The sequence below is a fragment of the Cohaesibacter gelatinilyticus genome (assembly GCF_900215605.1).
In the GTDB taxonomy this organism is placed as follows: Bacteria; Pseudomonadota; Alphaproteobacteria; order Rhizobiales; family Cohaesibacteraceae; genus Cohaesibacter; species Cohaesibacter gelatinilyticus.
In genome coordinates, this window is sequence record NZ_OBEL01000001.1 from 1650268 (window position 1) to 1671783 (window position 21516).

Consider the following 21516-nt stretch of genomic DNA (forward strand, 5'->3'; position numbering starts at 1 on the left):
TCTGACTGCATAAATGCAGACAAGGATCGCCATCCACAGGATCAATCCGTGGCCGGATCTCGTTTCAATTTTTTAGGAAAAACAGGCGAAACGGCTCCAGCCAGCGAAATGCTAGCGGATAATAATCTGTCCAATAATGCAGCAGAGTTGAGCAAATACCGTTTTCATGCCCGCACAATGGCCAAATTACTCCTTTGCGTCAACTACTCATTTGAATTGAGAGATACAAATCCCCATGACGTGAGAGTAAAAATACCACCTTCTCTGAACCAAATGAATTGGGACATGCCGCAGCTGAAATTTCTATCAAAAAATTCCGTTCAGATACATGAATTGAAAATGAACGTTCAGATCAGGTTTCATTCAGCCATCGTCTATTAAACATATCATCAACCGGGGCAAACATTGAGATGCTGCCAATAATGCTCTCATTTTTTGCCCGTGTAGTGAGCAAGATTTTTGAAATTCGACAGGGAACCCATCCCATAGGCATTTTTAATGCCTGAACCAGTCGCACCCACTCTCTGTCGTTTGGAAGCTCCTGGCAGGAAACTGCCGGGAGTTTTTCCATTTATCCCCAGCTCGACGCTACGTCATTCCATCAAATAACAACTTCCCTTTGCGTTAGGGGAAATTTGATTTTCATAATGTTATGGAATGAGAATATTTTATGCGGTAATACTTGAATGTTCTAAAATATTTGACCTTTTGTCCCAATAAACTACCTTTTCCTCTTTTCCAAAGGCAATCTTTCCGCCAGAATTAGACTTTCGAAGCCCATACAAGAAAAAACTGGGCCATGCCTGATGAAAAGGCCAACAAAAGAGCACCTAGAGACCGATGAATATTCAAGAGCTTGAAAAAAATTCAGAAAATGCCGCCAACTTTCTGAAGCTACTGGCTTCAGGACCACGACTTTTGATTCTCTGTCAGTTGGTCGAAGGCGAGCAAAATGTTGGCACATTGGCCGAACGAACTGGTTTGCGTATGACAACAGTATCCCAACATATGGCCCTGATGCGCGCTCAGAGTGTCGTATCAACCCGTCGTGACGGCACCACCATCTATTACTCACTGGCCAGCCCGATCGTTGAGGAAGTCCTCGCAGTTCTACACAAGGGATTTTGCGAATAATCCTAAAGCGTGATACCTCGCTTTTGACCCAGCCAAAACAGAGAAACCGCCATCAAGGCGGTTCTGCTGTTTGTAGCGACGGCATCAAAAGCAGGGCCCTGATTCTGATCATCCGACTGCTCAATCTGCCTGAGGCAATGGTCGGCTAGCGAAATAAGGGGAGCGCACAACTGCAATGTCCAATATTCTGGCAATCCAGGGAGAAAGTATCGTACTCCCCCTGCAGAATGCAGCATCAACATTCCCTCTTTTCAAACGGATTGCCCATCTACCCTATGCCTGTTTTCTGGATAGCGCTGTGCCTTCCCCCACACTGGGCCGCTATTCCTATATGTCCGCCGATCCATTTGGTGTCTTCAAGGTTCAAGACAAAAAAACACTTTGGCAAAACAAGGCATTAAATGGCCCACCATTGGCCAGCCTACAACAATTGCTGGCTGCTTTCTCACATCCGGGACGTCCCAACCTGCCACCGTTTCAGGGTGGCGCAATGGGATATATGAGCTATGAAGCTGGCCGCCTTTTTGAAAAACTCCCGGAAACCAGACAGGAAGACAATCGTCTGCCAGACATCCAGCTTCCTTTCTATGACTGCGTCATTGCAATTGATCATTTCGCAGATGGTCCCGGACAACCCCAGCGTGATCAGGCTTGGCTCATCTCCACCGGCATTCTGGCCTCCGGCCATTTTTGTCCAAGGGTGGCTCGCGAGCGACTTGAATATTTCAAAGCTCTGCTAGAACAACCAGAGCCAGATCTGCCAAATGCTCCAATTCTATCGACATGGCAAGCCAGCAAATCCCGCTTGGCATTTGAAGCTTCAATCTTACGCACCAAGGATTACATCCTTGATGGAGATATCTTTCAGGCCAATATCACCCAGCAATTTTCACGGGCCTGGAATATGGATCTGAATGAGACTCCTCTGGCACTTTACAACAATTTACGCCAGATGAATGCAGCACCTTTTGCAGGTTACTTCCACGCCGGAGATCATGTGATCGCATCCAGTTCTCCGGAACGTTTTCTGGTTCTGGACGAAGATGGCAAGGTGGAAGCCCGCCCAATCAAAGGAACAGCTCCAAGAGACTTGAAGGACAGACGTCAGGACACCTTGAACGCCAAGGCACTGGAAAATAGTGAAAAAGATCGCGCAGAGAATGTGATGATCACCGACCTGCTGCGCAATGACCTCTCCCGCATTTGTCAGCCCGGTTCAATCAAGGTACCGGATCTTTGCAAACTGGAGAGTTATGCACGCGTCCATCATCTGGTCTCAACTGTCACAGGAAAAATGAAAAATGGTCTGGGCGCAACGGCTCTTCTTGGCGCGACCTTCCCCGGCGGCTCCATCACCGGAGCCCCGAAAATCCGCGCCATGGAGATCATCACCGAGTTGGAAGATCTACCAAGAAATATATATTGCGGATCAATGGGCTATATCAGCTTTGGCGGTGCGATGGACACAAATATTGCAATCCGCACTCTGACTATTCGACCCGATGAGATCGTCTTCAATGTCGGCGGAGGTATTACAGCTCTTTCAGATCCAGATGCCGAATATGAAGAATGCCTGCACAAGGCCAATGCTATCTTCAAAGCTTGCGGAACCAATCTTGAGACAGAACGCCCAAATCTGGAACGCGGACCACAATACACTCAGACCCAAATGGCTGAGCACAGCGAGGAAGGTACATCATCATGATCCTGATCCTCGATAATTATGACAGCTTCGTCTTCAATCTGGCCCGCTATTTCGAAGAACTGGATCAACAAGTTACCGTCTATCGCAATGATGCATTGAGCCTTGATGGTATTGCACGCCTTGATCCAACTGCATTGGTGCTCTCACCTGGTCCTTGTGCTCCTCAGCAAGCTGGCATCTGTCTGGAAGCCATTCGTCACTTTTCTGGTAAATTGCCCATTCTCGGCATTTGCTTAGGCCATCAGGCAATTGGAGAGGCCTTTGGTGGGGTCGTTAGTCGTGCCATCGAGCCTATGCATGGTCGTGCCAGTCATCTGAAGCACCGAAGCACCGGCCTTTTCAATCAGATCCCCTCGCCTTTGGCGGTTGCCCGTTATCACTCCTTGATCGTGGAAAATGAAACCCTGCCCGATTGTCTGGAGGTCACGGTCAAATCGAACAAAGGAGAAATCATGGTCTTGCGGCACAAGGATCACCCAACCTTCGGTCTACAATTTCACCCGGAATCGATCCTGACCCAGCATGGTCACAACTTGCTGAAAAACTTCCTGGAGGAGGCCCATGTCTGGCGCTCTGGCAATCAGTCTTAACGGCGAACTCCTCACCGGAGAAAAAATCAATCAAGCTGGCTTGGCCATAGCGGATCGTGGCGCTTTGCTGGGCGATGGTTTGTTTGAAACACTTCCAATCTGGAATGGCCAAATCATCTGGATAAACGAACATCTGGATCGCCTGAGCCAAGGACTATCTCTTCTTGGTATGGACGGGCCAAAAGCAAATCTCCGCAATACGATTAAGTCCCTCAAGCCAATCGCTATTGAGCATGGCGGCAATGCAATTGTACGATTGACCATTACTCGTGGCGAAGGTGGGCGAGGTCTATTACCACCTGTGACACCTTCTCCCACCATTTTGGCCAGCCTATCGCCCTACCCTCAGACCATGGCCTTCGCTGATGTCACTCTCGCAACGAGCACAATTCGCCGCAACGAGGGATCACCTCTTTCCCGCCTCAAGAGCCTTGGCTATCTCGACAACATTCTCGCCACCAAAGAAGCAAGCAACAAAGGCGCGGAGGATGCCCTTATTTTCAACAATCAAGGTCATGCTTGCTGTTCAACCATCGCCAACCTCTTTGCAGTCTTTGATAAAACCATTGTCACACCTCCTCTTAAAGATGGTGTCCTTGGCGGCATCATGCGTGAGAAACTGCTCGATCTTCTGCCCACTCATGGTGTTCAAATCGAAGAAAAAAGCCAGACCGCAGAGCAACTAAAAAAGGCTGATGGTCTTTTCCTGACCAACAGCCTTCGTATCATTCGTCGTGTTACCCGCCTGGACAACCAAGTCTTTGAAACTTCAAAGAACGATGTCGTCGCTCAATGTCAGGCAATCATGCGTGCCCACCTACAAGAGCAATTCGCAATCACGCTTTAATCCAGCCAATCAGCGCATTTTGGTGCTTCTTGTGTGCCCCATGGCATCACAGGCACTGTAGACGTAGAATTCTTCGGGCTACCCTCAATCAATTTGTCAGAATAGATCACATAAACCAGAGTGTTTCGCTTGGTATCACAACCACGAACAATTCGGGTTTTCTTGAAAATCAACGAACGACGGGTACGGAACATTTCGTCCCCTTGCTCGAATTTTTCCTTGAAAGTGATCGGTCCGACCTGACGACAGGCAAGTGATACATCCGATACTTCTTCTGCTACTCCGAACATGCCAGACAGACCACCTTTTTCCGGCACGGTAAAGTGGCATGCAACACCTTCGATCAACGGATCATCAATCGCGTAGGTCGCCAGCTTGTGGTCAGGTGTCAGAAATTTCCAAACTGTCGATTTCTTGAAAATCAAATCGGGGCTATCCGCTGCCAAAGCCATTGGGATTGAAACCATCAAAGCAAAGGCAGCCGCCAAAATTTTACGAAGCATCATCACATCCTGTTATCACATATCAGGCGAAGAAAAGAATTCAAACTCGAACCTGAAACTTCAAAAGCCCAAAACCGAATCCCAAACTCGCTAGTCCCCTCGATATATAAGTGCTTTGTTCGAAAATACGACCAATGTCGTCGAACTGTCAGAATTTTTTTGCAAGAAATGGCCAAAATCTGCAAATAGCGCGTCGATAAGAGGGGCACCCGCTTGCCAAATCCCTGCAAACCTTCTAGAAACCGACCCAGCTACGAGCAAACACTTAAATGCTCACTTTTCCTGACATCCATTAGGACAGTTTCATGAACGCACAGACCGATCAGTCTGGGCTGGGGGCACGCATTCTTGGCGCCATCACCCCGGCACAATTCAAAACCGACACCCTGTCCGGCTTGACCGTTGCGCTGGCATTGGTGCCGGAAGCCGTCGCCTTTGCCTTTGTTGCTCAGGTTCATCCACTGGTAGGCCTCTATGCCGCCTTCATTGTTGGTTTGATAACGGCAGTGTTTGGTGGTCGTCCAGGCATGATTTCCGGCGCAACAGGCGCTCTGGCAGTTGTCATGGTCAGCCTCGTAGTCAATCACGGCGTAGAATATTTGTTCGCCACCGTTGTGTTGATGGGTGTTTTGCAGATCCTTGCCGGCGTCCTCAAATGGGGCAAATTCATTCGTATGGTGCCTCATCCCGTGATGCTCGGCTTTGTGAATGGTCTGGCGATTGTGATTGGTCTCGCTCAGCTTACTCAGTTCAAGGTCAAGGACGCAGCAGGTGAGCTGGTCTGGATGAGTGGCGCACCTCTCATTATCATGTTAGGCCTTGTCGTCGCCACCATGGGCCTGATCTGGCTCGCCCCAAAGATCACCAAAGCTATCCCTGCTCCATTGTTGGCCATCGTCGCGGTATCTTTGCTGGTGATAGGACTGGATCTGGATATCCCGCGTGTAGGTGACTTGGCAACAATTGCGGGTGGTCTGCCAGAATTCCATATCCCAATGGTGCCGATTGACTTTGAAACCATCAAAATCATCTTCCCATATGCTGCGATTCTGGCCGCAATTGGTTTGATCGAAAGCCTTTTGACCCTCAACCTGGTTTCCGAAATGACCGATACCCATGGCGGTGCGTCCAAGGAATGTATTGCGCAAGGCGCATCCAATGTCGTCACAGGCTTTTTTGGCGGCATGGGCGGTTGCGCAATGATCGGCCAGTCCATGATCAATGTGAAATCCGGTGGGCGCACGCGCTGGTCTGGTATTTCCGCAGCCCTCTTCCTGTTGGGCTTCATCCTGTTTGGCTCACAATTGATAGAACAGATCCCGCTGGCAGCACTGGTTGGTGTGATGTTCATGGTTGTCATCGGCACTTTCGCCTGGAAGAGCCTTCAGATCATGACCAAGATTCCACGCCATGATGCCTTTGTCATTGTGCTGGTAACCGCAGTGACAGTCTATTCTGACCTTGCTGTGGCTGTGGTTGTCGGCGTGATCGTCTCGGCTCTCGTCTTTGCTTGGGAAGCGGCAAAACGCATTGATGTACGTGTTGGCACAGAAGAACATGGCTGGAAAGTTTATGAGCTGCATGGCCCACTCTTCTTCGGATCTGTTGCCAGCTTTGCAGAGCTGTTCAGCCCGCGCTCCGATCCTGAAGATGTCGTGATTGAGTTTAAAGATGCCCGCGTATGGGATCATTCTGGTCTGCAGGCCATCGATGCTCTTGCTACCAAATATGAAGAACAGGGCAAAAAGCTGCATCTGCGCCATCTATCACCAGACTGTGCCTTACTCTTGAAAAAAGCCGGTCGCTTTGTCGAAGTCTCCGTGATCGAAGATCCTCATTATGAAGTAGCTGTCGACTATTCGGAAATGTTCGGCGAGAACAAAGCAAAATAACTGAAATGCAGTTAAATAAAAGAAATCCTGGTAGATGATGAATCTACCGGGATTTTTTATGATCAACTTATTGCATATTCTGCATAAGTAAAACTTATACTAGAAATCAACTACTTCTTCCGTTGCAATAGAATACTAACAATAATGGAAATAAATCCTAATATACCAAATAGATAGAAACCGAACTTAAAGCTGGTTGCACGCTTGAGGGCCGCAATGTCTGCTTCCCTGATATCCAAGCCAATATCCATGATACGATAGAGCTGCCAATTCTCCCAAAGGTCGAACAGGCCGGCAAGGATGGGCATGACCACTGCAATAGCCGGAACAAGCTTCGAAAAGCGCCCCGAAAAGCTATTGCTACTGCCTAGAAGTCGCAAACCACCCAAACAAAGAGCCGCAGACAGGGATATCGCAAACACAACATCGATCAGCAAATAAGGAAATTGAACGGAGGCTCGTCCAGTCTCACCAAGGTGATAAAGTATGCCTCTGGCCTCTTCCAGATCAAAACCAAAAGGGCGTCGATCCAGCAACAAGCCTTGAGCCATATACTCCAATGACGGCAGCAAAACAAATCTCAGAAAAGCACCACTTCCAAGCGCCACAAGCCAACAAAGAATCACAAGCCACATCGGTGGGATGCGCCATACATGAGATGGACCACTCTCCTGTCGGCCATGGCTTCCATGTTTCCTCATCCTTTGGCTCCTTGGCTCTTTCCACCGAATCTCTCTCGCTTCTCTTTGGACGATAACAAGACCCACTCAAAAGAAAAGCCGCCCTGAAGCATCAAGGCGGCTTTTGTAAATCGCAAATGCGGACTGCGATCAACCCAACTGTAGATCTTCCCACATCTGAACATCACGCTCAGCGGTCCAGATCCGTGGAGTATCGATCCCGGATGCCTCGTCATAGGCGCGTGCCACATTGAACGGCAGGCAATGCTCATAGATCACGAAATCAGAGAATTTCGAGTCGCACACTTCCCGACACATATCAAAGGCTTCATTAAGTGGTGCCTGACGAGCAGCAGCACGAGCAACCGGCTCATAATGGTTCACCAGGAAATCACGGGTTAGCATGATGCCTTCATTGCACATCTCGGCAGTTGTCAAAGCCGCACCACGGCCTGGTACCAATGCTTCCGGCTTCATCGCAGCGATATTGTCCAAAGTGGTTGGCCAATCAGTAAAATGAGCATCACCACAATAGCAAGCGGACTTATATTCCACGATATCGCCGGCAAACATCACCTTGCTGTCTGGAACCCAGGCAACAATATCACCTGCAGTATGCGCACGGCCAAGATGCATCAGGTCAACCCGGCGCTTACCAAGATAGACAGTCATGCGATCCTTGAAGGTCAGCGTCGGCCAAGTCAGACCCGGAATGGAATCTGGTTCTTTGAACAGGCGTGGCATGCGGCCAAACTCGGAAGCCCAATCCTCAACGCCACGCTCAACAACCATTGAGCGGGCCTTGTCAGACATGATCATGTGCTCGGCACCATAACCAGATGCACCAAGAACACGAACCGCATGATAGTGAGTCAGAACCACATATTTGATCGGCTTGTCAGTGATCTCGCGAACACGGCGCACGACTTCCTGAGCAGCAACAGGAGTTGCCTGCGCATCAATCACCATGCAGCAATCATCACCAACGATCACGCCGGAATTCGGGTCACCTTCCGCAGTGAAGGCATACAGATCAGGACCGATTTCATCGAAACTGATCTTTTTTTCGCCAAGATCGGCGGAAGACGCAAATGCCTTAGCCATCATATTTCTCCACTTTTTGCGAAATGGCACCGAAAATGGACTTGCCAGACGCGTCTTTCATTTCAATCTTGATTGTATCACCAAAGCGCATGAATGGGGTCTTTGGCTCGCCATTATTGATGGTCTCAATCATACGAATTTCAGCGATACAGCTATAGCCTACGCCACCTTCAGAAACTGGTTTGCCCGGACCATCATTCAATTTGTTGGATACAGTACCAGAGCCGATCACAGCGCCAGCGCCCAATGGACGGGTTTTGGCAGCATGTGCAACAAGGGTCGGAAAATTGAAGGTCATATCAATGCCAGCTTCCGCCTTGCCGAATGCTTCGCCATTATAAGTAACGTCAAGCGGCAGATTCACCTTTCCATCTTTCCAGGCATCGCCCAGCTCATCAGGGGTAATGGCGACAGGAGAGAAGGCAGATGATGGCTTGGACTGGAAGAAACCAAAACCTTTTGCCAACTCGGCAGGGATCAAACCACGCAGAGACACATCATTGACCAGCATCAGCAAACGGATTTCCTGCCCCGCAGCATCAGCGTCTGCGCCCATGGCTACATCACCAGTGATAACAGCAATTTCACCTTCAAAGTCGATACCCCAGGCTTCATCACCCATCTTGATGGTATCAGTCGGCGCAAGGAAAGTGTCAGAACCGCCCTGATACATCAGAGGATCAGTCCAGAAGGTCTCAGGCATGGCAGCGTTACGTGCTTTACGAACCAATTCTACATGATTGACGTAAGCAGATCCATCAGCCCACTGATAGGCACGTGGCAGAGGTGACAGGCAATTTGCCTCATCAAAGGCCTCACCCGCAATACGGCCATCTTCCAGACCTTGCGCCAATGCTTCCAGCTGTGGCTTTGCACAAGCCCAATCATCCAGAGCTGCCTGCATGCTTTTACCGACATTGGTCGCCGGAGTATAGCGGCTCAAATCTTTGGAAACGACGACTAGCTGACCATCTCTGGTGCCATCGCGCAATGTTGCGAGTTTCATCTGCGTCCTCTTTCGCTTTTCCACCCAAATCGCATTCTGAAAACCAATGTATGGATCAACATGAATCCATCAGTATCCGCAGCAACTTTTTATAATTACCCGCCGGAACAACGGACATCAGTAGCTGCTCATCCAGAATGATTTGACTGAAAATAAATTAGTTTCAAAAGAAACCATTGTCAACAAACAAAGCAAAATGGCCCGCAAATGAGCTTCCTATGCGTCAAAATGTCATAAAAAATGCGCCAACCCAACCTCTCGAGAAAAAGGGGCAAGCGCATTGTTTAACGAACCAAGCAGATGGACGTCGCAAGCTCAATCCAGTGCAGGTCCCAAAGAATGATAAGCCCCACCATGATAGAGCAATGGCGGCAGTTCCAAATGGGTAGCAGCAACAACACGACCAATAAAAATCACATGATCCCCGCCCTCTACCATCTGCTCGACCTTACATTCCAAACAGGCGACCACATCACGCAACAATGGAGAACCAGTCTCACCCTGATGCCAATCAGTATCGGTAAATCGATCGGCTTCAGGCGTCGCAAAGCGAACGGAGATTTCTTTTTGCTGTTGGCTCAATACATTGATGGCAAAATGGTCAGACTGACTAAAGGCATTCAGATTTCCCGACTTGTGAGACAATGACCAAAGAACCAACGGTGGATCCAGTGACACTGAGTTGAACGAATTGATGGTCAAACCATGAGGTGCGCCGTCGCCATCCAATGTGGTGGCAACTGCGATTCCCGTCCCATATTGACCCATCGCTTTGCGAAGACGCATTCCATCAATTTTTAGCACCGTCTAACCTCAATTTCACTTTGTACACCCAAAGACCCGTTCCACATTCAAAGATCCCTGGAAAGTTCTGATGCGGCCTCTCTTATCCTACTTTTCTGCCTGATGACAGAACCTTTTCCGACAATCTTGTGATGAGATCGACACCAGCTTTCACTGACAGGTACAGAAGCCAGGATCGAAATTCCCTTTTTTTGTTGGAGTACAGCATGGGCAGCCATTGAAAATTTGACCTATGCTTGGGAAGCAACAATAATTTTGCCTCAATTGGGTGTGATTCTGAGACAGAGTTGAACAAACATCCAAACGCCTGTTCACGACGGATTTGGCTGATCAATTGCCACATTAGAACCGAAAAGCATATTTGGATTGACCATGGGACGACACAGACATTCAGCCCTTGTTCTTGTACTGTGTAGCCTGCTTGCAGTCCCGGTGCTGGGTACCATATCCGCCCATGCACAAAGCAAAACCCAGAAGAAAGCCCGGTATTGCGCGCAATTGGAAGGTCAGTTGGCCCGACTGCAGCGCTCAGGCAATTCCCGTGGAGCACGCAACTTTGCCAAATATGACGCGGCCGTCCATAAGCAACAAGCACAGATTGATGTTGCAATGCGTACCGCCAAGCGGGATGGTTGTCTGGGCGGTGGTTTTCTGTTCCGCCGGCAACCCAAAGCCACCTGCCCATCACTTATGAAGCGCATCGACAAAATGAAGCGCAACATGGCAAAATTGCAAAAAAAACGAAGCCGCTTCAATGCTCCAACGGATGTCGGAGCCCAAAAAGCTGCTGTTGCCCGTAAACTGGCCAACGCACGCTGCGGCGATCAATATGCCGCTTTCGAAGATCACCGCCCGACACGCCAGCGTCGCGGCCTGTTTGGGGCACTCTTCGGTCAACCTACACTACGCGAACCAGATAACCGCAATTTTGATATGCCACAAGTCGGCACGTACCGCACAGTCTGTGTGCGCACATGCGACGGCTATTTCTTCCCCGTCAGTTTCTCGACAACGCGTGGCAATTTTGCTCGCGATGCTGATATATGCCAAGCCAATTGTCCCGGCACGAATTCCCGTCTTTATGTCTACAGCAATCCTGGCGAAAGCCCAGAGGATATGCGCACCCCACAGGGCGAACCCTACCGGAGCTTGGATACGGCTTTTAAATATCGCACCGAGTTTGTTAAAGGATGCAGCTGCCAGCGCCCTCAAAGCGAGTTGACCAGTCTCACAAAAAGCGATTTGCCTCAAAGCCAAAGATTACCGACTTTGAAATCCAGCCAACCACTTACACCTGCCCGATCAGGTCCGTTGGTACCCATTCCGATGCCAAAGCCTGACCTTTCAATAGACCCGGATACCCAACAAGCTCAATTGCAGGGAATTCCGTTCAATCCTTACAAACCACCCGAGGTCAGCTCGGACAAGAAACTTGTCCAAGCTGCGGATGGTCGTTCTATCAGGATAGTCGGTCCAAAGTTCTTTGGTAGCCAAGAATAGGCAGGAATGCTGCAAGCTCCGGCCCATGACCACGCCCGGTCAGAGCCACACGAAGTGGCATGAACAGGCCTTTGCCCTTACGCCCCGTCTCACCCTTGACCGCTGTCGTCCAAACCTTCCAGGTTGTGTTATCCCATGGCTCGGCTGGCAGAAGTGATTTGGCGGTGGCATAGAAATCAGCATCGTCATCTGATTTGGACACAGCATCAGCAGGCAAACCCTGTTCAACAATGTTCCACCACTCTTTGGCATCCCCAAGTTTTTCGATATTGCCGCGAATGGCCAGCCAGAAGGCTTCGTCTCCGCCAACCTGGTCAGCTTCCAGACGAGTGCTCACTTCATCAAAGCTCTTTTCATGCAGAAGACGTGCATTCAATGGACCAAGATCGGCCATATCAAACTTGGATGCATTACGAGAAACTTTGTCCAAAGCGAACAAATCAGCCAATGCCTGCATGTCAGCAAGCGGTTGAACCGGCTCTGATGTACCGATAATCACAGCAAAAATGGCAACTGCCAGAGCCTCATAACCATCCTGACGCATGGACTGCAAAGACAAGGAACCAAGACGCTTGGAGAGCCCCTCACCGGTAGCAGAAGTCAGCAAATTATGGTGTGCGAAATTTGGCACTTTACCAGCCAACAACTGGAAGAGTTGGATCTGTACAGCGGTGTTGGTCACATGATCATCCCCACGGATCACCATGGTCACACCCATATCAATATCATCAATGACAGATGGCAGTGTATAGAGATAGGTACCATCGCCACGGATCAGAACCGGATCGGAAACACTATCACATTCAATGCTTTGTTCACCGCGAACACCATCAACCCAGCTCACGGTCTCCTGATCCAGCAGGAAGCGCCAGTGGGGTTTACGACCTTCTGCCTCGAAAGCAGTTTTCTGCTCATCTGTCAGGTTCAAAGCAGCCCGATCATAGACCGGTGGCAAACCACGAGCACGCTGACGTTTACGCTTGCGATCCAGCTCATCGGCAGTCTCATAGCAAGGGTAAAGCCGGCCCATGTCTTTTAGCTTCTGCGCCACTTCATCATAAGAAGCCATGCGAGCAGATTGTTTCTCGACGCGATGTGGCTTGATGCCCAACCAATCAAGATCCACTGCAATACCGTCGGCATATTCCTGACGGGAACGTTCGGCATCGGTATCATCATAGCGCAAAATGAACTCACCACCGCTCTTCACGGCAACAAGCCAGTTGATCAAGGCGGTCCGTGCATTGCCAATATGAATATTACCAGTCGGAGACGGTGCAAACCGTACGATTTCAGCCATTTTCAGCTCTTCTCTATCGTCTATATATGTTCATTAAAGGCCTGAAACGTAGATTTATCCGCGATCTCTAAAGCCATTGGTGATGGGATAACGACGATCCCGACCAAAATTCTTTTCGGTCAGCTTTACACCTGGCGCAGATTGTCTACGCTTATATTCTGCGATGTAAAGCAGATGCTCAATGCGATGAACCAGCTCTTCCGGATGTCCACGGCCGACAATCTCACGCACCGCCATTTCCTTCTCCACCAGACATTCCAGAATGTCGTCCAGCACCGGATAATCCGGCAAGCTGTCCTGATCCGTTTGGTTTTCGCGAAGCTCCGCCGTTGGCGCCTTGGAGATGATATTGGATGGGATCACCTCTCCATCCGGCCCCATGGCACCTGCAGGCTTGTTTTCATTGCGCCAGGCAGACAGGTGATAGACCTGCATTTTGTACAGATCCTTGATGGGGTTGAAGCCACCATTCATATCGCCATAAAGTGTCGCATAACCCACTGACATCTCGGACTTGTTGCCAGTGGTAACAACCATGTCACCGAACTTGTTGGAAATGGCCATCAAGATGGTACCGCGAGAACGGGACTGCAAATTCTCTTCCGTCACACCACTATCAGTACCCTCAAACATATCCGAGAGAACCGACATGAAGCCTTCTACCGGTTCCTTGATTGGCACAGTGTCATAACGCACCCCAAGAGCCTTGGCGCAATCTTCCGCATCCTTGAAGCTCTCTTCGGAGGTGTAGCGATAAGGCAGCATCACACAATGCACCCGCTCTGGACCAAGCGCATCAACCGCCAATGCAGCACAAATGGCGCTATCGATACCACCGGAAAGGCCCAGAACCACACCCGGGAATCGGTTCTTGTTCACATAATCGCGCAAGCCCAGCATACAGGCGGACCAGACATTGGAATCCTTATCTGCTTGTGGCTCAACAGTCCCGGAAAGTGTCCATCCCTCATCGCCACGTTCTGCCACAAGAATAACTTGGTCTTCCACAAAGCCTTTCATTTGCATGGCAAGGGATCGATCCCCGTTCAACGCAAAGGAAGCACCATCAAAGACCAGCTCATCTTGCCCGCCAACCTGATTGAGATAGACAAGTGGCAAAGCCGTTTCCACTACCCGTTGAATGGCAACCTGTTGGCGAATATCGCTTTTTTGAAGAATATAGGGCGAACCATTAGGGACGATAAGCATCTCTGCTCCCGTCTCTTCCAGACATTCGCAGACCTCACTATCCCATATATCCTCGCAGATCGGTACACCCAGACGAACACCACGAAAACCTATGGGGCCTGGAAATGGTCCCGGCTCAAAAACCCGCTTTTCATCAAAGACGCCATAGTTGGGCAGGTCCACCTTGTAGCGAACAGCTTTCACCTCGCCATCATCGAGCAAACAAACAGCATTATAGAGCTTGTCTGCTTCTTCCCAAGGCGTACCAATCAATATGGCAGGTGCATCACCTGCTGTGGCCTTGGCCAACTCCTCAACAGCGCGACGACAAGCACGCTGGAAGGCAGGTTTCAGTACCAGATCCTCTGGCGGGTAACCACAGATGAACAATTCGGACAAAACAAGCAGGTCAGCTCCTTGCTCCACTGCTTTGACATGGGCAGCTTTGGCTTTTTCCAAATTGCCTTTCAAATCCCCCAATATGGGATTGAGCTGGGCAAGACTGAAAACAAGTTTATCTGTCACGGCTATCCGGTCCTTCATTATTGGCGACAAACACATTCTCGCACTGCAAAGATATAATGGCTGAGTCAAAGATAATCCAACCCAAAGTGTAGATGGAACAACCAGCCGCCAGTTGCGCACACCTTCGCACTTTTCTAACCCCAAAAAAGAAAAGCCCGGCCCCAATGGAACCGGACTTCAACGCTTCAGAACATTTCAAGCATGCATTAAGATGCCTGACGCTCCTGTGCCTGACGATCAGCACGCTCTTTCTTGATATTTTCTGCAATCAGGAAAGCCAACTCAAGTGCCTGGTCAGCATTGAGGCGTGGATCACACTGTGTGTGGTAGCGAGCAGAGAGTTCATCCTCTGAAATCGCACGCGCGCCACCGGTACATTCGGTAACATTCTTGCCGGTCATTTCCACATGGATACCACCAGCATAGGTGCCTTCGGAACGATGGACGGCAAAGAAGCTCTCAACTTCCTTCAGGATGCGATCGAAAGGACGGGTCTTGTAGCCATTGGCCGCCTTGATCACATTGCCATGCATTGGATCACAGGACCAGATCACCTTGCGCCCTTCCCGTTTGACCGCTTTGACCAAAGCAGGCAGATGATCAAACACCTTGTCCGCACCAAAACGAGTGATCAGGGTCACACGACCGGCTTCATTGTTTGGATCCAAGACATCCAACAGATTCAGTAGATCGTCGGGTTGCAAACTTGGACCACATTTCAGACCGATAGGATTCTGAATCCCACGGAAAAACTCCACATGTGCATGATCGATCTGACGGGTACGATCACCGATCCAAAGCATATGGCCGGAGGTCGCATAAAAATCGCCAGACGTGGAATCAACGCGGGTAAAGGCTTCTTCATAGCCAAGCAGCAATGCTTCATGGCTGGTGTAGAAATCTGTCGAACGCAGGCTTTCGGTCTGAGAAGGGTCCACTCCACAAGCACGCATGAAATCCAGTGCTTCTGTAATACGATCAGCCAGCTCCTGATAACGGCTGCCTTGCGGGCTGTCTTTCAGGAAATCCATAGTCCAACGATGAACATGATCGAGATTGGCAAAACCACCTTGTGCAAAGGCACGCAGCAAGTTCAGTGTTGCGGCTGACTGGCGATAAGCCATAACCATTTTCTGTGGATCAGGAATACGATCTTCAGACGTGAAACCCATATTATTGATGATGTCGCCGCGATAGCTTGGCAATTCCACACCGTCAACAGTCTCTGTCGGCGAGGAACGCGGCTTGGCAAACTGCCCTGCAATGCGGCCAACCTTGACCACAGGAGATGCGGCAGCATAAGTCAAAACCGCCGCCATTTGCAGGAACACTCGGAAGAAATCGCGAATATTGTCCGGGTGATGCTCCGCAAAGGCTTCAGCACAATCGCCACCTTGCAACAGGAAACCATCCCCTTCTGCAACCCGCGCCAATTGCTTGCGCAATTTACGGGCCTCGCCAGCAAAGACCAAAGGCGGATAAGTGGCAAGGCGACCTTCAACAGATTTTACTGCCTCTGCGTCGGGATATTCCGGCACCTGTACAATCGGTTTTGATCGCCAGCTCTCCGGGCTCCAAGTCTTGCTCATAATAGCCTCTTCTTACTTTACTGAATTACCAAATTTTATTTGGCACAAATCAACAAACATGCACAATTCTTGCATTCAAACCGCCGAAAAGACGAAAACGCGCAAAGCCATGCATGATCAAGAATGTTGTTATACACATAGGCACAAGCAGTTTCTACCGATCTTTCTGCAAAAAAATAACAAATTGCGTCATCACTTGGTCACAAAACACGAGTTTGACCGCATGATATGGAAGATTTGATCCACAGGAACCAACTCAGACCCAAATTGACAAAGCCGACCCCTTCATGGAGAGGTCCGGCTTCATCCGTCAATTAGTGGATTTTGCGCTTTGCTGCCTTGGCAGCATAAGGATTGTCTCCTTTACGCATCAGCATTCGAACCGGTACTGCAGGCACCTTGAAGTGATCGCGAAAGTCATTGAGCAAATAGCGCGTATAGCTGTCAGGCAAAGCATCCGGTCGCGAACAGAAAACTGCAACGGTCGGTGGACGAGCCTTGATCTGGGTCGCATAGCGGATCTTGATCCGACGACCACCAGCACCTGGAGGTGGATGATGACCAACCACATTATTCAGCCAACGATTCAGACGGGACGTAGAAATGCGAATATTCCAGACATCATAAATATCCAGAATATTCTGCATCAATCGTGGCAAATTCTTACCCGTCAGACCAGAGATCGGAATAAGCGGCACACCGCGCATCTGCGGCAGCAATCGATTGGCTTTTTCCCGCATTTCTGCAAGCTTTTCCTGATGGTTCTCAATCAGATCCCACTTGTTCAGCGCAATCACAATGGCGCGCCCTTCACGAGCAACCAGATCAGCAATCTGCAGATCCTGTTTCTCGAACGGCTTGGTCACATCCAGCGTCACGACAACCACTTCTGCAAACTGAATGGAGCGTAGAGCATCCGAGACGGAGAGCTTTTCCAATTTTTCCTGAACACGAGCCTTCTTGCGCATTCCAGCAGTATCAAACAGCTTGAATTTGCGGTCATTGAATTCCCAATTCACTGAAATGGAATCGCGCGTAATGCCAGCTTCAGGGCCAGTCAGCAGACGGTCTTCACCAATCAATTGGTTGATCAAAGTTGACTTGCCAGCATTCGGACGACCGACGATTGCAACACGAAGAGGTTTGGACGGATCATAAGGAAGAATATTTTCTGCCTCATCCTCAATCTCCCCCTCGATTGCGACATCAACAGCGGGTCCTTCATCTGCACTCAGAAGAGCTTCTTCATGGGGGTCGACACCACCATTGGCAGCAATCAGCTCTTCTTCATGCTTGACCAGAACTTCATACAGATCAGCCATTCCAATGCCATGCTCGGCGGAGACAGCAATAGGTTCACCAAGGCCAAGCGAAAAGGCCTCATAAAAACCACCATCTGCTGCCTTGCCCTCTGCTTTGTTTGCCAGAAGAATTGTGGTTTTGCCTGATTTGCGCACCATATTGGCGAAATATTCGTCCATCGGCGTCAGGCCCGTGCGCGCATCGATCATGAAGAAGATGACATCCGCCATCGAAATCGCTTCTTCAGTCTGCAGACGCATCCGCGTTTCCAAAGCATCTTCTTCCGCCACTTCCAGACCAGCCGTATCAATGATATTGATCAGCAGATCACCAAGCTTGGCTTCATTCTCACGGCGATCACGCGTAACACCCGGTCGGTCATCGACCAAAGCCAGCTTCTTGCCCACCAAGCGATTGAACAAGGTCGATTTACCCACATTTGGGCGCCCGACAATGGCTACATTCAGTTTCATATCTGTCGAACCTAACAATGCATCAAGCCCCGCAAAGCACGTAAGGTACTTTCGGGGCCTACACAGGTCTTGTTTCAAATCGAATTCAAGTCAAGGTTGCCAGATTATCACATCCGGCGAACCGACCAATTCTAACGGAAAGCGATCAGGCGACCACTGCCGGATAATCCGATCAATTTACCACCTACCGCAATAGGGGCAATGAAGATTGGATCTTTGATATCCCGCGTAACAGTCATCTGGCCATTGGATGGGCTCATACCAGCCAATTGTCCTTCGCTGGAGGAGAACCAAAGGGAGCCACCAGCCAGCACAGGCCCAGCCCAAGCCGAACGCTTTTTCTTCTTTCTAATTGAGGGAAGCTGATTTGACCAGCGGATTTTCCCGGTCTTGCGATTGAGTGCAATGACCCGATCATCCAGATCCAGCACAAAGACGGTATTGCCCGAAACAACAGGCGTGTGGGCAGAACCGATGGAACGATCCCAGATACGCTCGCCACTCTTGGCCCGCAACGCGACCATATGACCGGCAACACTGACCACATAGACAACACCATCAGCCACGACAGGACTGGCAGAAATATCTGAAATTCCAGAAATTGCAAAACGACGATTGCCCTGAACAATGGTATCCGACCAGAGCATTTCGCCGGTCTTCGCGCTTAGTGCAACAATCTCACCAGAAGATCCTGCAAAATAAATCCGATCCCCAACGATGGCCGGAGACGCAGCAGCCAAAAGCCCTGCCCCTTCCGGAATACCATTGAAGGCCCAAACCTCGGTTCCATTTGACGCATCAACGGCATAAACAGAGTTTGTAGCAGTCACTGTCACAACAAGATTACCACGAACAGCCGGTGCCCCACGTGCTGGCGAATCCAGATCGAAGGACCAGGCCTGACGTCCATTGGATGCACTCAATGCAATCAGTTTTGCAAAACCTGTTGCTGCATATACACCGGTGCCGTTCATGGCAATGCCACCGCCAAGAGCTATATCATCTTCGCCTTGCGGACGCACATTGGTAGACCAGAGGCGTCCACCATTTGCACTGGAATAGACTGAAACCTGACCATCAGGGCTATAAACCCCGACGCGACCACCAAAGGAAACAGGGCGAGATCCGCTACGCTCATCCGTTTTACCACCCTTGATCGCAGCTGACACCGACCAGACACTCTGTCCCTGACCGGAAAAAGCCGCGTGAGGAGGATTATTACCAACACTGCCACCAGCCTGCGACCAGGATGCATAGGAAACAGGTCCTGCAATGGAAACAGGGCTGGTATCCTCTTTCACCGCGCCAGCACTAGCGGAAAATAAAGCAGTACGCTGACCTGGCAGCGGAGGGTCTTCCTTGGCAAATGGGTTGGCACCATCCATAAGATCAGAGACGGACGAACAACCGGCCACGAAGCTCACCAAGAGTAGTGCAGAAGCAAACCGCAAGCGATTTGCCTTTGTTCTGTCCTTCACTTCATTGTCACCAAATGACATTAGCTTGCCTCCTTGGCTTCTGTCTTGGTACCACCAATCTGTGAGCGGATATACGCGACATAAACTTCAGCACGCTGACGCAAAGGAGCCGGACTTTCAGCATCTTGCACAACGCGCTCCGCAATCGGCATCGCTTTGTCGAATTCACCTTTTTCAAGATACCCAAGCAAAACAAGTTCACGCGCGGAATGGCGGAATGCACTGCCGTCCATCATGGATGTCAATTGCAGAATAACCTCATCGGCCTTGCCTTGATCAAGTTGCAATCCGGCAGCACGCAAACGGGCCAGATCCTGCACATTCTTATCGAGGCTACTATCGCTTGCCAGCGCCACAAACTGCGCGATGGCTTCGTCAACCTGGCCTGCCTTGGCAATTTCGGCGGCGATACGCATTTTTGCCAAGACCGGATAACCACCGGTGCCGTCTTTTTCAAGGCCTTGCAAAGCCATCATGGCCTCAGTGCTTTTACCTTCTTCAGACAAGACCAGAGCAGACAGGAACGCATCACCAGATTGCGCCGCCTGAGAGGATTTCCAATAGTCCCAACCTTTGTTGGCAGCTGTTGCCAAAACAATCAAAAGCGCAAAACCAATGACAATCGGACCAAATTTGTCCCAAGCCTTTTTCAGCTGTTCATCACGGAGTTCTTCATCAACCTCGCGGATAAAATCAGATTCTGACATCGTTCCTCGCTTGCATATCGGCCAAAGCAGACGGCCAGCCTATTCGGCACTTAATATTCACAATTGGCCGGACATTAGCCCGAAGTGGATCATGAGGCAATTGTCAGCACAGATCAAATGCATAGATTATCACGGCCAGCACTGCCTTGTTACCAACTTTAACAAGCTGGAGAAGGTTCGCACTAGCTCTGCACAGCCATTGCGGCGAGAATGGGACAAAGATGTGGCATTTCCCACCTCCTGTAACTGGCTATAACAAAATCTCTATTTTTTGCTTTGATAGACGTGGTTTGGGCCTGGAAATGAACGATCTCGCACTTCTCTTGCATAGTGCCCAACAGCCTCATCAATCATTTGGCCAACCTCAGCATAACGTTTGACAAATTTTGGCACGCGTTGCGCAAAACCAAGCATATCTTCACTGACCAAAATCTGTCCATCACAAGCAGAAGAAGCACCGATTCCAATCGTTGGAATGGTCAGAGCATTCGACACTCGTGCAGCGAGCGGTTCAACAATCCCCTCCAGCACCACGCAGAAAGCACCGGCATCCTGAACAGCCAGACCATCGGCTTCCAACTCAGTCCATCGTTCTTCATCACGCCCCTTCACCTTGAAGCCACCATCCACTTGCACGGCTTGCGGTGTCAGACCGATATGCCCCATCACAGGAACACCACGCGATGTAAGAAAGGCGATAGTTGGTGCCATATGTCGACCACCTTCCAGCTTGATCGCCGTACAACCCGTCCTTTGCATGATATCAACCGCATTGCGATAGGCTTGTTGTGGTGATTCCTCATAGGACCCAAACGGCATATCAATAGCAACCAAAGCCTTCTGAGAGCCGCGCATCACCGCCTGCCCATGCATGACCATCATATCGACACTCACAGGAAGCGTGGTCTCCATGCCATGCAACACCATACCAACAGAGTCACCCACCAATAACAGATCCGCATGCGCATCCAGCAAACGGGCCATCGGCGCAGTATAAGCTGTGAGGGCAACAATCGGATCACCGCCCTTCTGCGCCAGGATATCGGTAGTCGAAATACGTCTTTGCTGGTTTTGTGCTGACATATGATGCTTCGGATTAAGCGCTCTGCCTATCCGCCCCTCTTCTGATCATCCCGCCTAGTCGATAGGCTCAAACTGAGCACAAGCGGGGTTGGTTTGGCTTATAAGC

At 50.0% G+C, this 21516-nt stretch carries 19 protein-coding genes; 7 read left to right on the forward strand and 12 right to left on the reverse strand.

The features are described from left to right. Nucleotides 1–48: 48 nt before the first annotated feature. The 5 genes from CRO57_RS07300 to CRO57_RS07320 all read left to right on the forward strand — a co-directional run bounded on the left by CRO57_RS07300 (nt 49) and on the right by CRO57_RS07320 (nt 4276). The gene (locus CRO57_RS07300; RefSeq protein WP_141401199.1) at nt 49–381 is read left to right on the forward strand and encodes a hypothetical protein; all 333 of its coding nucleotides are present in this window, start codon (nt 49–51) and stop codon (nt 379–381) included. A gap of 459 nt (nt 382–840) precedes the next feature. After that, entirely contained in the window at nt 841–1134 is a 294-nt protein-coding gene (locus CRO57_RS07305) for an ArsR/SmtB family transcription factor (protein WP_097152629.1), read from the forward strand. A gap of 175 nt (nt 1135–1309) precedes the next feature. Then, nucleotides 1310–2839: an aminodeoxychorismate synthase component I gene (pabB, locus tag CRO57_RS07310; RefSeq protein ID WP_097152630.1), complete on the forward strand. Its 1530-nt coding sequence runs from the start codon at nt 1310–1312 to the stop codon at nt 2837–2839. After that, complete coding sequence (locus CRO57_RS07315) at nt 2836–3429, forward strand: anthranilate synthase component II (protein ID WP_097152631.1); 594 nt, start codon at nt 2836–2838, stop codon at nt 3427–3429. The genes pabB and CRO57_RS07315 overlap by 4 nt, the downstream gene beginning before the upstream one ends. Beyond that, the gene (locus tag CRO57_RS07320) at nt 3401–4276 is read left to right on the forward strand and encodes an aminotransferase class IV (protein WP_097152632.1); all 876 of its coding nucleotides are present in this window, start codon (nt 3401–3403) and stop codon (nt 4274–4276) included. The genes CRO57_RS07315 and CRO57_RS07320 overlap by 29 nt, the downstream gene beginning before the upstream one ends. Here the strand turns inward: CRO57_RS07320 and CRO57_RS07325 are convergent. Continuing rightward, entirely contained in the window at nt 4273–4743 is a 471-nt protein-coding gene (locus tag CRO57_RS07325; protein ID WP_425291274.1) for a CreA family protein, read from the reverse strand. The two genes, CRO57_RS07320 and CRO57_RS07325, sit on opposite strands and share 4 nt — an antisense overlap. A gap of 341 nt (nt 4744–5084) precedes the next feature. Here CRO57_RS07325 and CRO57_RS07330 point away from each other — a divergent pair, with 341 nt between their 5' ends. Further along, nucleotides 5085–6671, forward strand: coding sequence for a SulP family inorganic anion transporter (locus tag CRO57_RS07330; RefSeq protein WP_097152634.1), 1587 nt, complete (start codon nt 5085–5087; stop codon nt 6669–6671). Nucleotides 6672–6781: 110 nt separating this feature from the next. Here CRO57_RS07330 and CRO57_RS07335 read toward each other — a convergent pair whose 3' ends face one another. The 4 genes from CRO57_RS07335 to CRO57_RS07350 form a co-directional block, all read right to left on the reverse strand. Then, nucleotides 6782–7372 carry a hypothetical protein gene (locus tag CRO57_RS07335; protein WP_141401200.1) on the reverse strand — a complete coding sequence of 197 codons (591 nt, stop codon included), beginning with the start codon at nt 7370–7372 and terminating at the stop codon, nt 6782–6784. A gap of 129 nt (nt 7373–7501) precedes the next feature. After that, nucleotides 7502–8455: an MBL fold metallo-hydrolase gene (locus CRO57_RS07340; protein WP_097152636.1), complete on the reverse strand. Its 954-nt coding sequence runs from the start codon at nt 8453–8455 to the stop codon at nt 7502–7504. Next, nucleotides 8448–9461, reverse strand: coding sequence for a fumarylacetoacetate hydrolase family protein (locus tag CRO57_RS07345; RefSeq protein WP_097152637.1), 1014 nt, complete (start codon nt 9459–9461; stop codon nt 8448–8450). Before CRO57_RS07345 ends, CRO57_RS07340 begins: the two co-directional genes overlap by 8 nt. Before the next feature lie 315 nt (nt 9462–9776). Continuing rightward, a complete protein-coding gene (locus tag CRO57_RS07350; RefSeq protein WP_097152638.1) occupies nt 9777–10247 on the reverse strand; it encodes a flavin reductase family protein in 471 nt (156 codons plus the stop codon). 390 nt (nt 10248–10637) lie between these two features. Here CRO57_RS07350 and CRO57_RS07355 point away from each other — a divergent pair, with 390 nt between their 5' ends. Continuing rightward, nucleotides 10638–11765 (forward strand): DUF2865 domain-containing protein, encoded by a 1128-nt coding sequence (locus CRO57_RS07355; RefSeq protein WP_097152639.1) that lies wholly within the window; start codon nt 10638–10640, stop codon nt 11763–11765. On the opposite strand, the gene gltX is transcribed toward CRO57_RS07355, so the two are convergent. The 7 genes from gltX to panB all read right to left on the reverse strand — a co-directional run bounded on the left by gltX (nt 11725) and on the right by panB (nt 21410). Beyond that, entirely contained in the window at nt 11725–13065 is a 1341-nt protein-coding gene (gene gltX / locus CRO57_RS07360) for a glutamate--tRNA ligase (protein WP_097152640.1), read from the reverse strand. The two genes, CRO57_RS07355 and gltX, sit on opposite strands and share 41 nt — an antisense overlap. Nucleotides 13066–13119: 54 nt before the next feature. Further along, a complete protein-coding gene (locus tag CRO57_RS07365; protein ID WP_097152641.1) occupies nt 13120–14796 on the reverse strand; it encodes an NAD+ synthase in 1677 nt (558 codons plus the stop codon). Between the two features lie 188 nt (nt 14797–14984). Next, nucleotides 14985–16367, reverse strand: a complete 1383-nt coding sequence (locus CRO57_RS07370; RefSeq protein WP_097152642.1) for a class II 3-deoxy-7-phosphoheptulonate synthase — start codon at nt 16365–16367, stop codon at nt 14985–14987. A 314-nt stretch (nt 16368–16681) separates the two neighbouring features. Then, nucleotides 16682–18142 carry a ribosome biogenesis GTPase Der gene (der, locus tag CRO57_RS07375; RefSeq protein ID WP_097152643.1) on the reverse strand — a complete coding sequence of 487 codons (1461 nt, stop codon included), beginning with the start codon at nt 18140–18142 and terminating at the stop codon, nt 16682–16684. A 131-nt stretch (nt 18143–18273) separates the two neighbouring features. Then, on the reverse strand, nt 18274–19641 hold the full coding sequence (locus CRO57_RS07380; RefSeq protein WP_097152644.1) for an outer membrane protein assembly factor BamB family protein: 1368 nt from the start codon (nt 19639–19641) through the stop codon (nt 18274–18276). After that, complete coding sequence (locus CRO57_RS07385) at nt 19641–20327, reverse strand: tetratricopeptide repeat protein (RefSeq protein ID WP_097152645.1); 687 nt, start codon at nt 20325–20327, stop codon at nt 19641–19643. Before CRO57_RS07385 ends, CRO57_RS07380 begins: the two co-directional genes overlap by 1 nt. A gap of 264 nt (nt 20328–20591) precedes the next feature. Then, complete coding sequence (panB, locus tag CRO57_RS07390; RefSeq protein WP_097152646.1) at nt 20592–21410, reverse strand: 3-methyl-2-oxobutanoate hydroxymethyltransferase; 819 nt, start codon at nt 21408–21410, stop codon at nt 20592–20594. Nucleotides 21411–21516 lie beyond the last annotated feature (106 nt).

Bases quoted from the DNA above. Each gene is read 5' to 3' on its own strand.
- CRO57_RS07385 (WP_097152645.1), bottom strand. From the start codon at position 20,327: ATGTCAGAATCTGATTTTATCCGCGAGGTTGATGAAGAACTCCGTGAT.
- CRO57_RS07305 (WP_097152629.1), top strand. From the start codon at position 841: ATGAATATTCAAGAGCTTGAAAAAAATTCAGAAAATGCCGCCAACTTT.
- CRO57_RS07370 (WP_097152642.1), bottom strand. From the start codon at position 16,367: ATGAGCAAGACTTGGAGCCCGGAGAGCTGGCGATCAAAACCGATTGTA.
- gltX (WP_097152640.1), bottom strand. From the start codon at position 13,065: ATGGCTGAAATCGTACGGTTTGCACCGTCTCCGACTGGTAATATTCAT.
- CRO57_RS07330 (WP_097152634.1), top strand. From the start codon at position 5,085: ATGAACGCACAGACCGATCAGTCTGGGCTGGGGGCACGCATTCTTGGC.
- CRO57_RS07350 (WP_097152638.1), bottom strand. From the start codon at position 10,247: ATGCGTCTTCGCAAAGCGATGGGTCAATATGGGACGGGAATCGCAGTT.
- pabB (WP_097152630.1), top strand. From the start codon at position 1,310: ATGTCCAATATTCTGGCAATCCAGGGAGAAAGTATCGTACTCCCCCTG.
- CRO57_RS07365 (WP_097152641.1), bottom strand. From the start codon at position 14,796: ATGAAGGACCGGATAGCCGTGACAGATAAACTTGTTTTCAGTCTTGCC.
- CRO57_RS07345 (WP_097152637.1), bottom strand. From the start codon at position 9,461: ATGAAACTCGCAACATTGCGCGATGGCACCAGAGATGGTCAGCTAGTC.
- CRO57_RS07355 (WP_097152639.1), top strand. From the start codon at position 10,638: ATGGGACGACACAGACATTCAGCCCTTGTTCTTGTACTGTGTAGCCTG.
- CRO57_RS07340 (WP_097152636.1), bottom strand. From the start codon at position 8,455: ATGGCTAAGGCATTTGCGTCTTCCGCCGATCTTGGCGAAAAAAAGATC.
- CRO57_RS07320 (WP_097152632.1), top strand. From the start codon at position 3,401: ATGTCTGGCGCTCTGGCAATCAGTCTTAACGGCGAACTCCTCACCGGA.
- CRO57_RS07335 (WP_141401200.1), bottom strand. From the start codon at position 7,372: ATGAGGAAACATGGAAGCCATGGCCGACAGGAGAGTGGTCCATCTCAT.
- CRO57_RS07380 (WP_097152644.1), bottom strand. From the start codon at position 19,641: ATGTCATTTGGTGACAATGAAGTGAAGGACAGAACAAAGGCAAATCGC.
- der (WP_097152643.1), bottom strand. From the start codon at position 18,142: ATGAAACTGAATGTAGCCATTGTCGGGCGCCCAAATGTGGGTAAATCG.
- panB (WP_097152646.1), bottom strand. From the start codon at position 21,410: ATGTCAGCACAAAACCAGCAAAGACGTATTTCGACTACCGATATCCTG.
- CRO57_RS07325 (WP_425291274.1), bottom strand. From the start codon at position 4,743: ATGGTTTCAATCCCAATGGCTTTGGCAGCGGATAGCCCCGATTTGATT.
- CRO57_RS07315 (WP_097152631.1), top strand. From the start codon at position 2,836: ATGATCCTGATCCTCGATAATTATGACAGCTTCGTCTTCAATCTGGCC.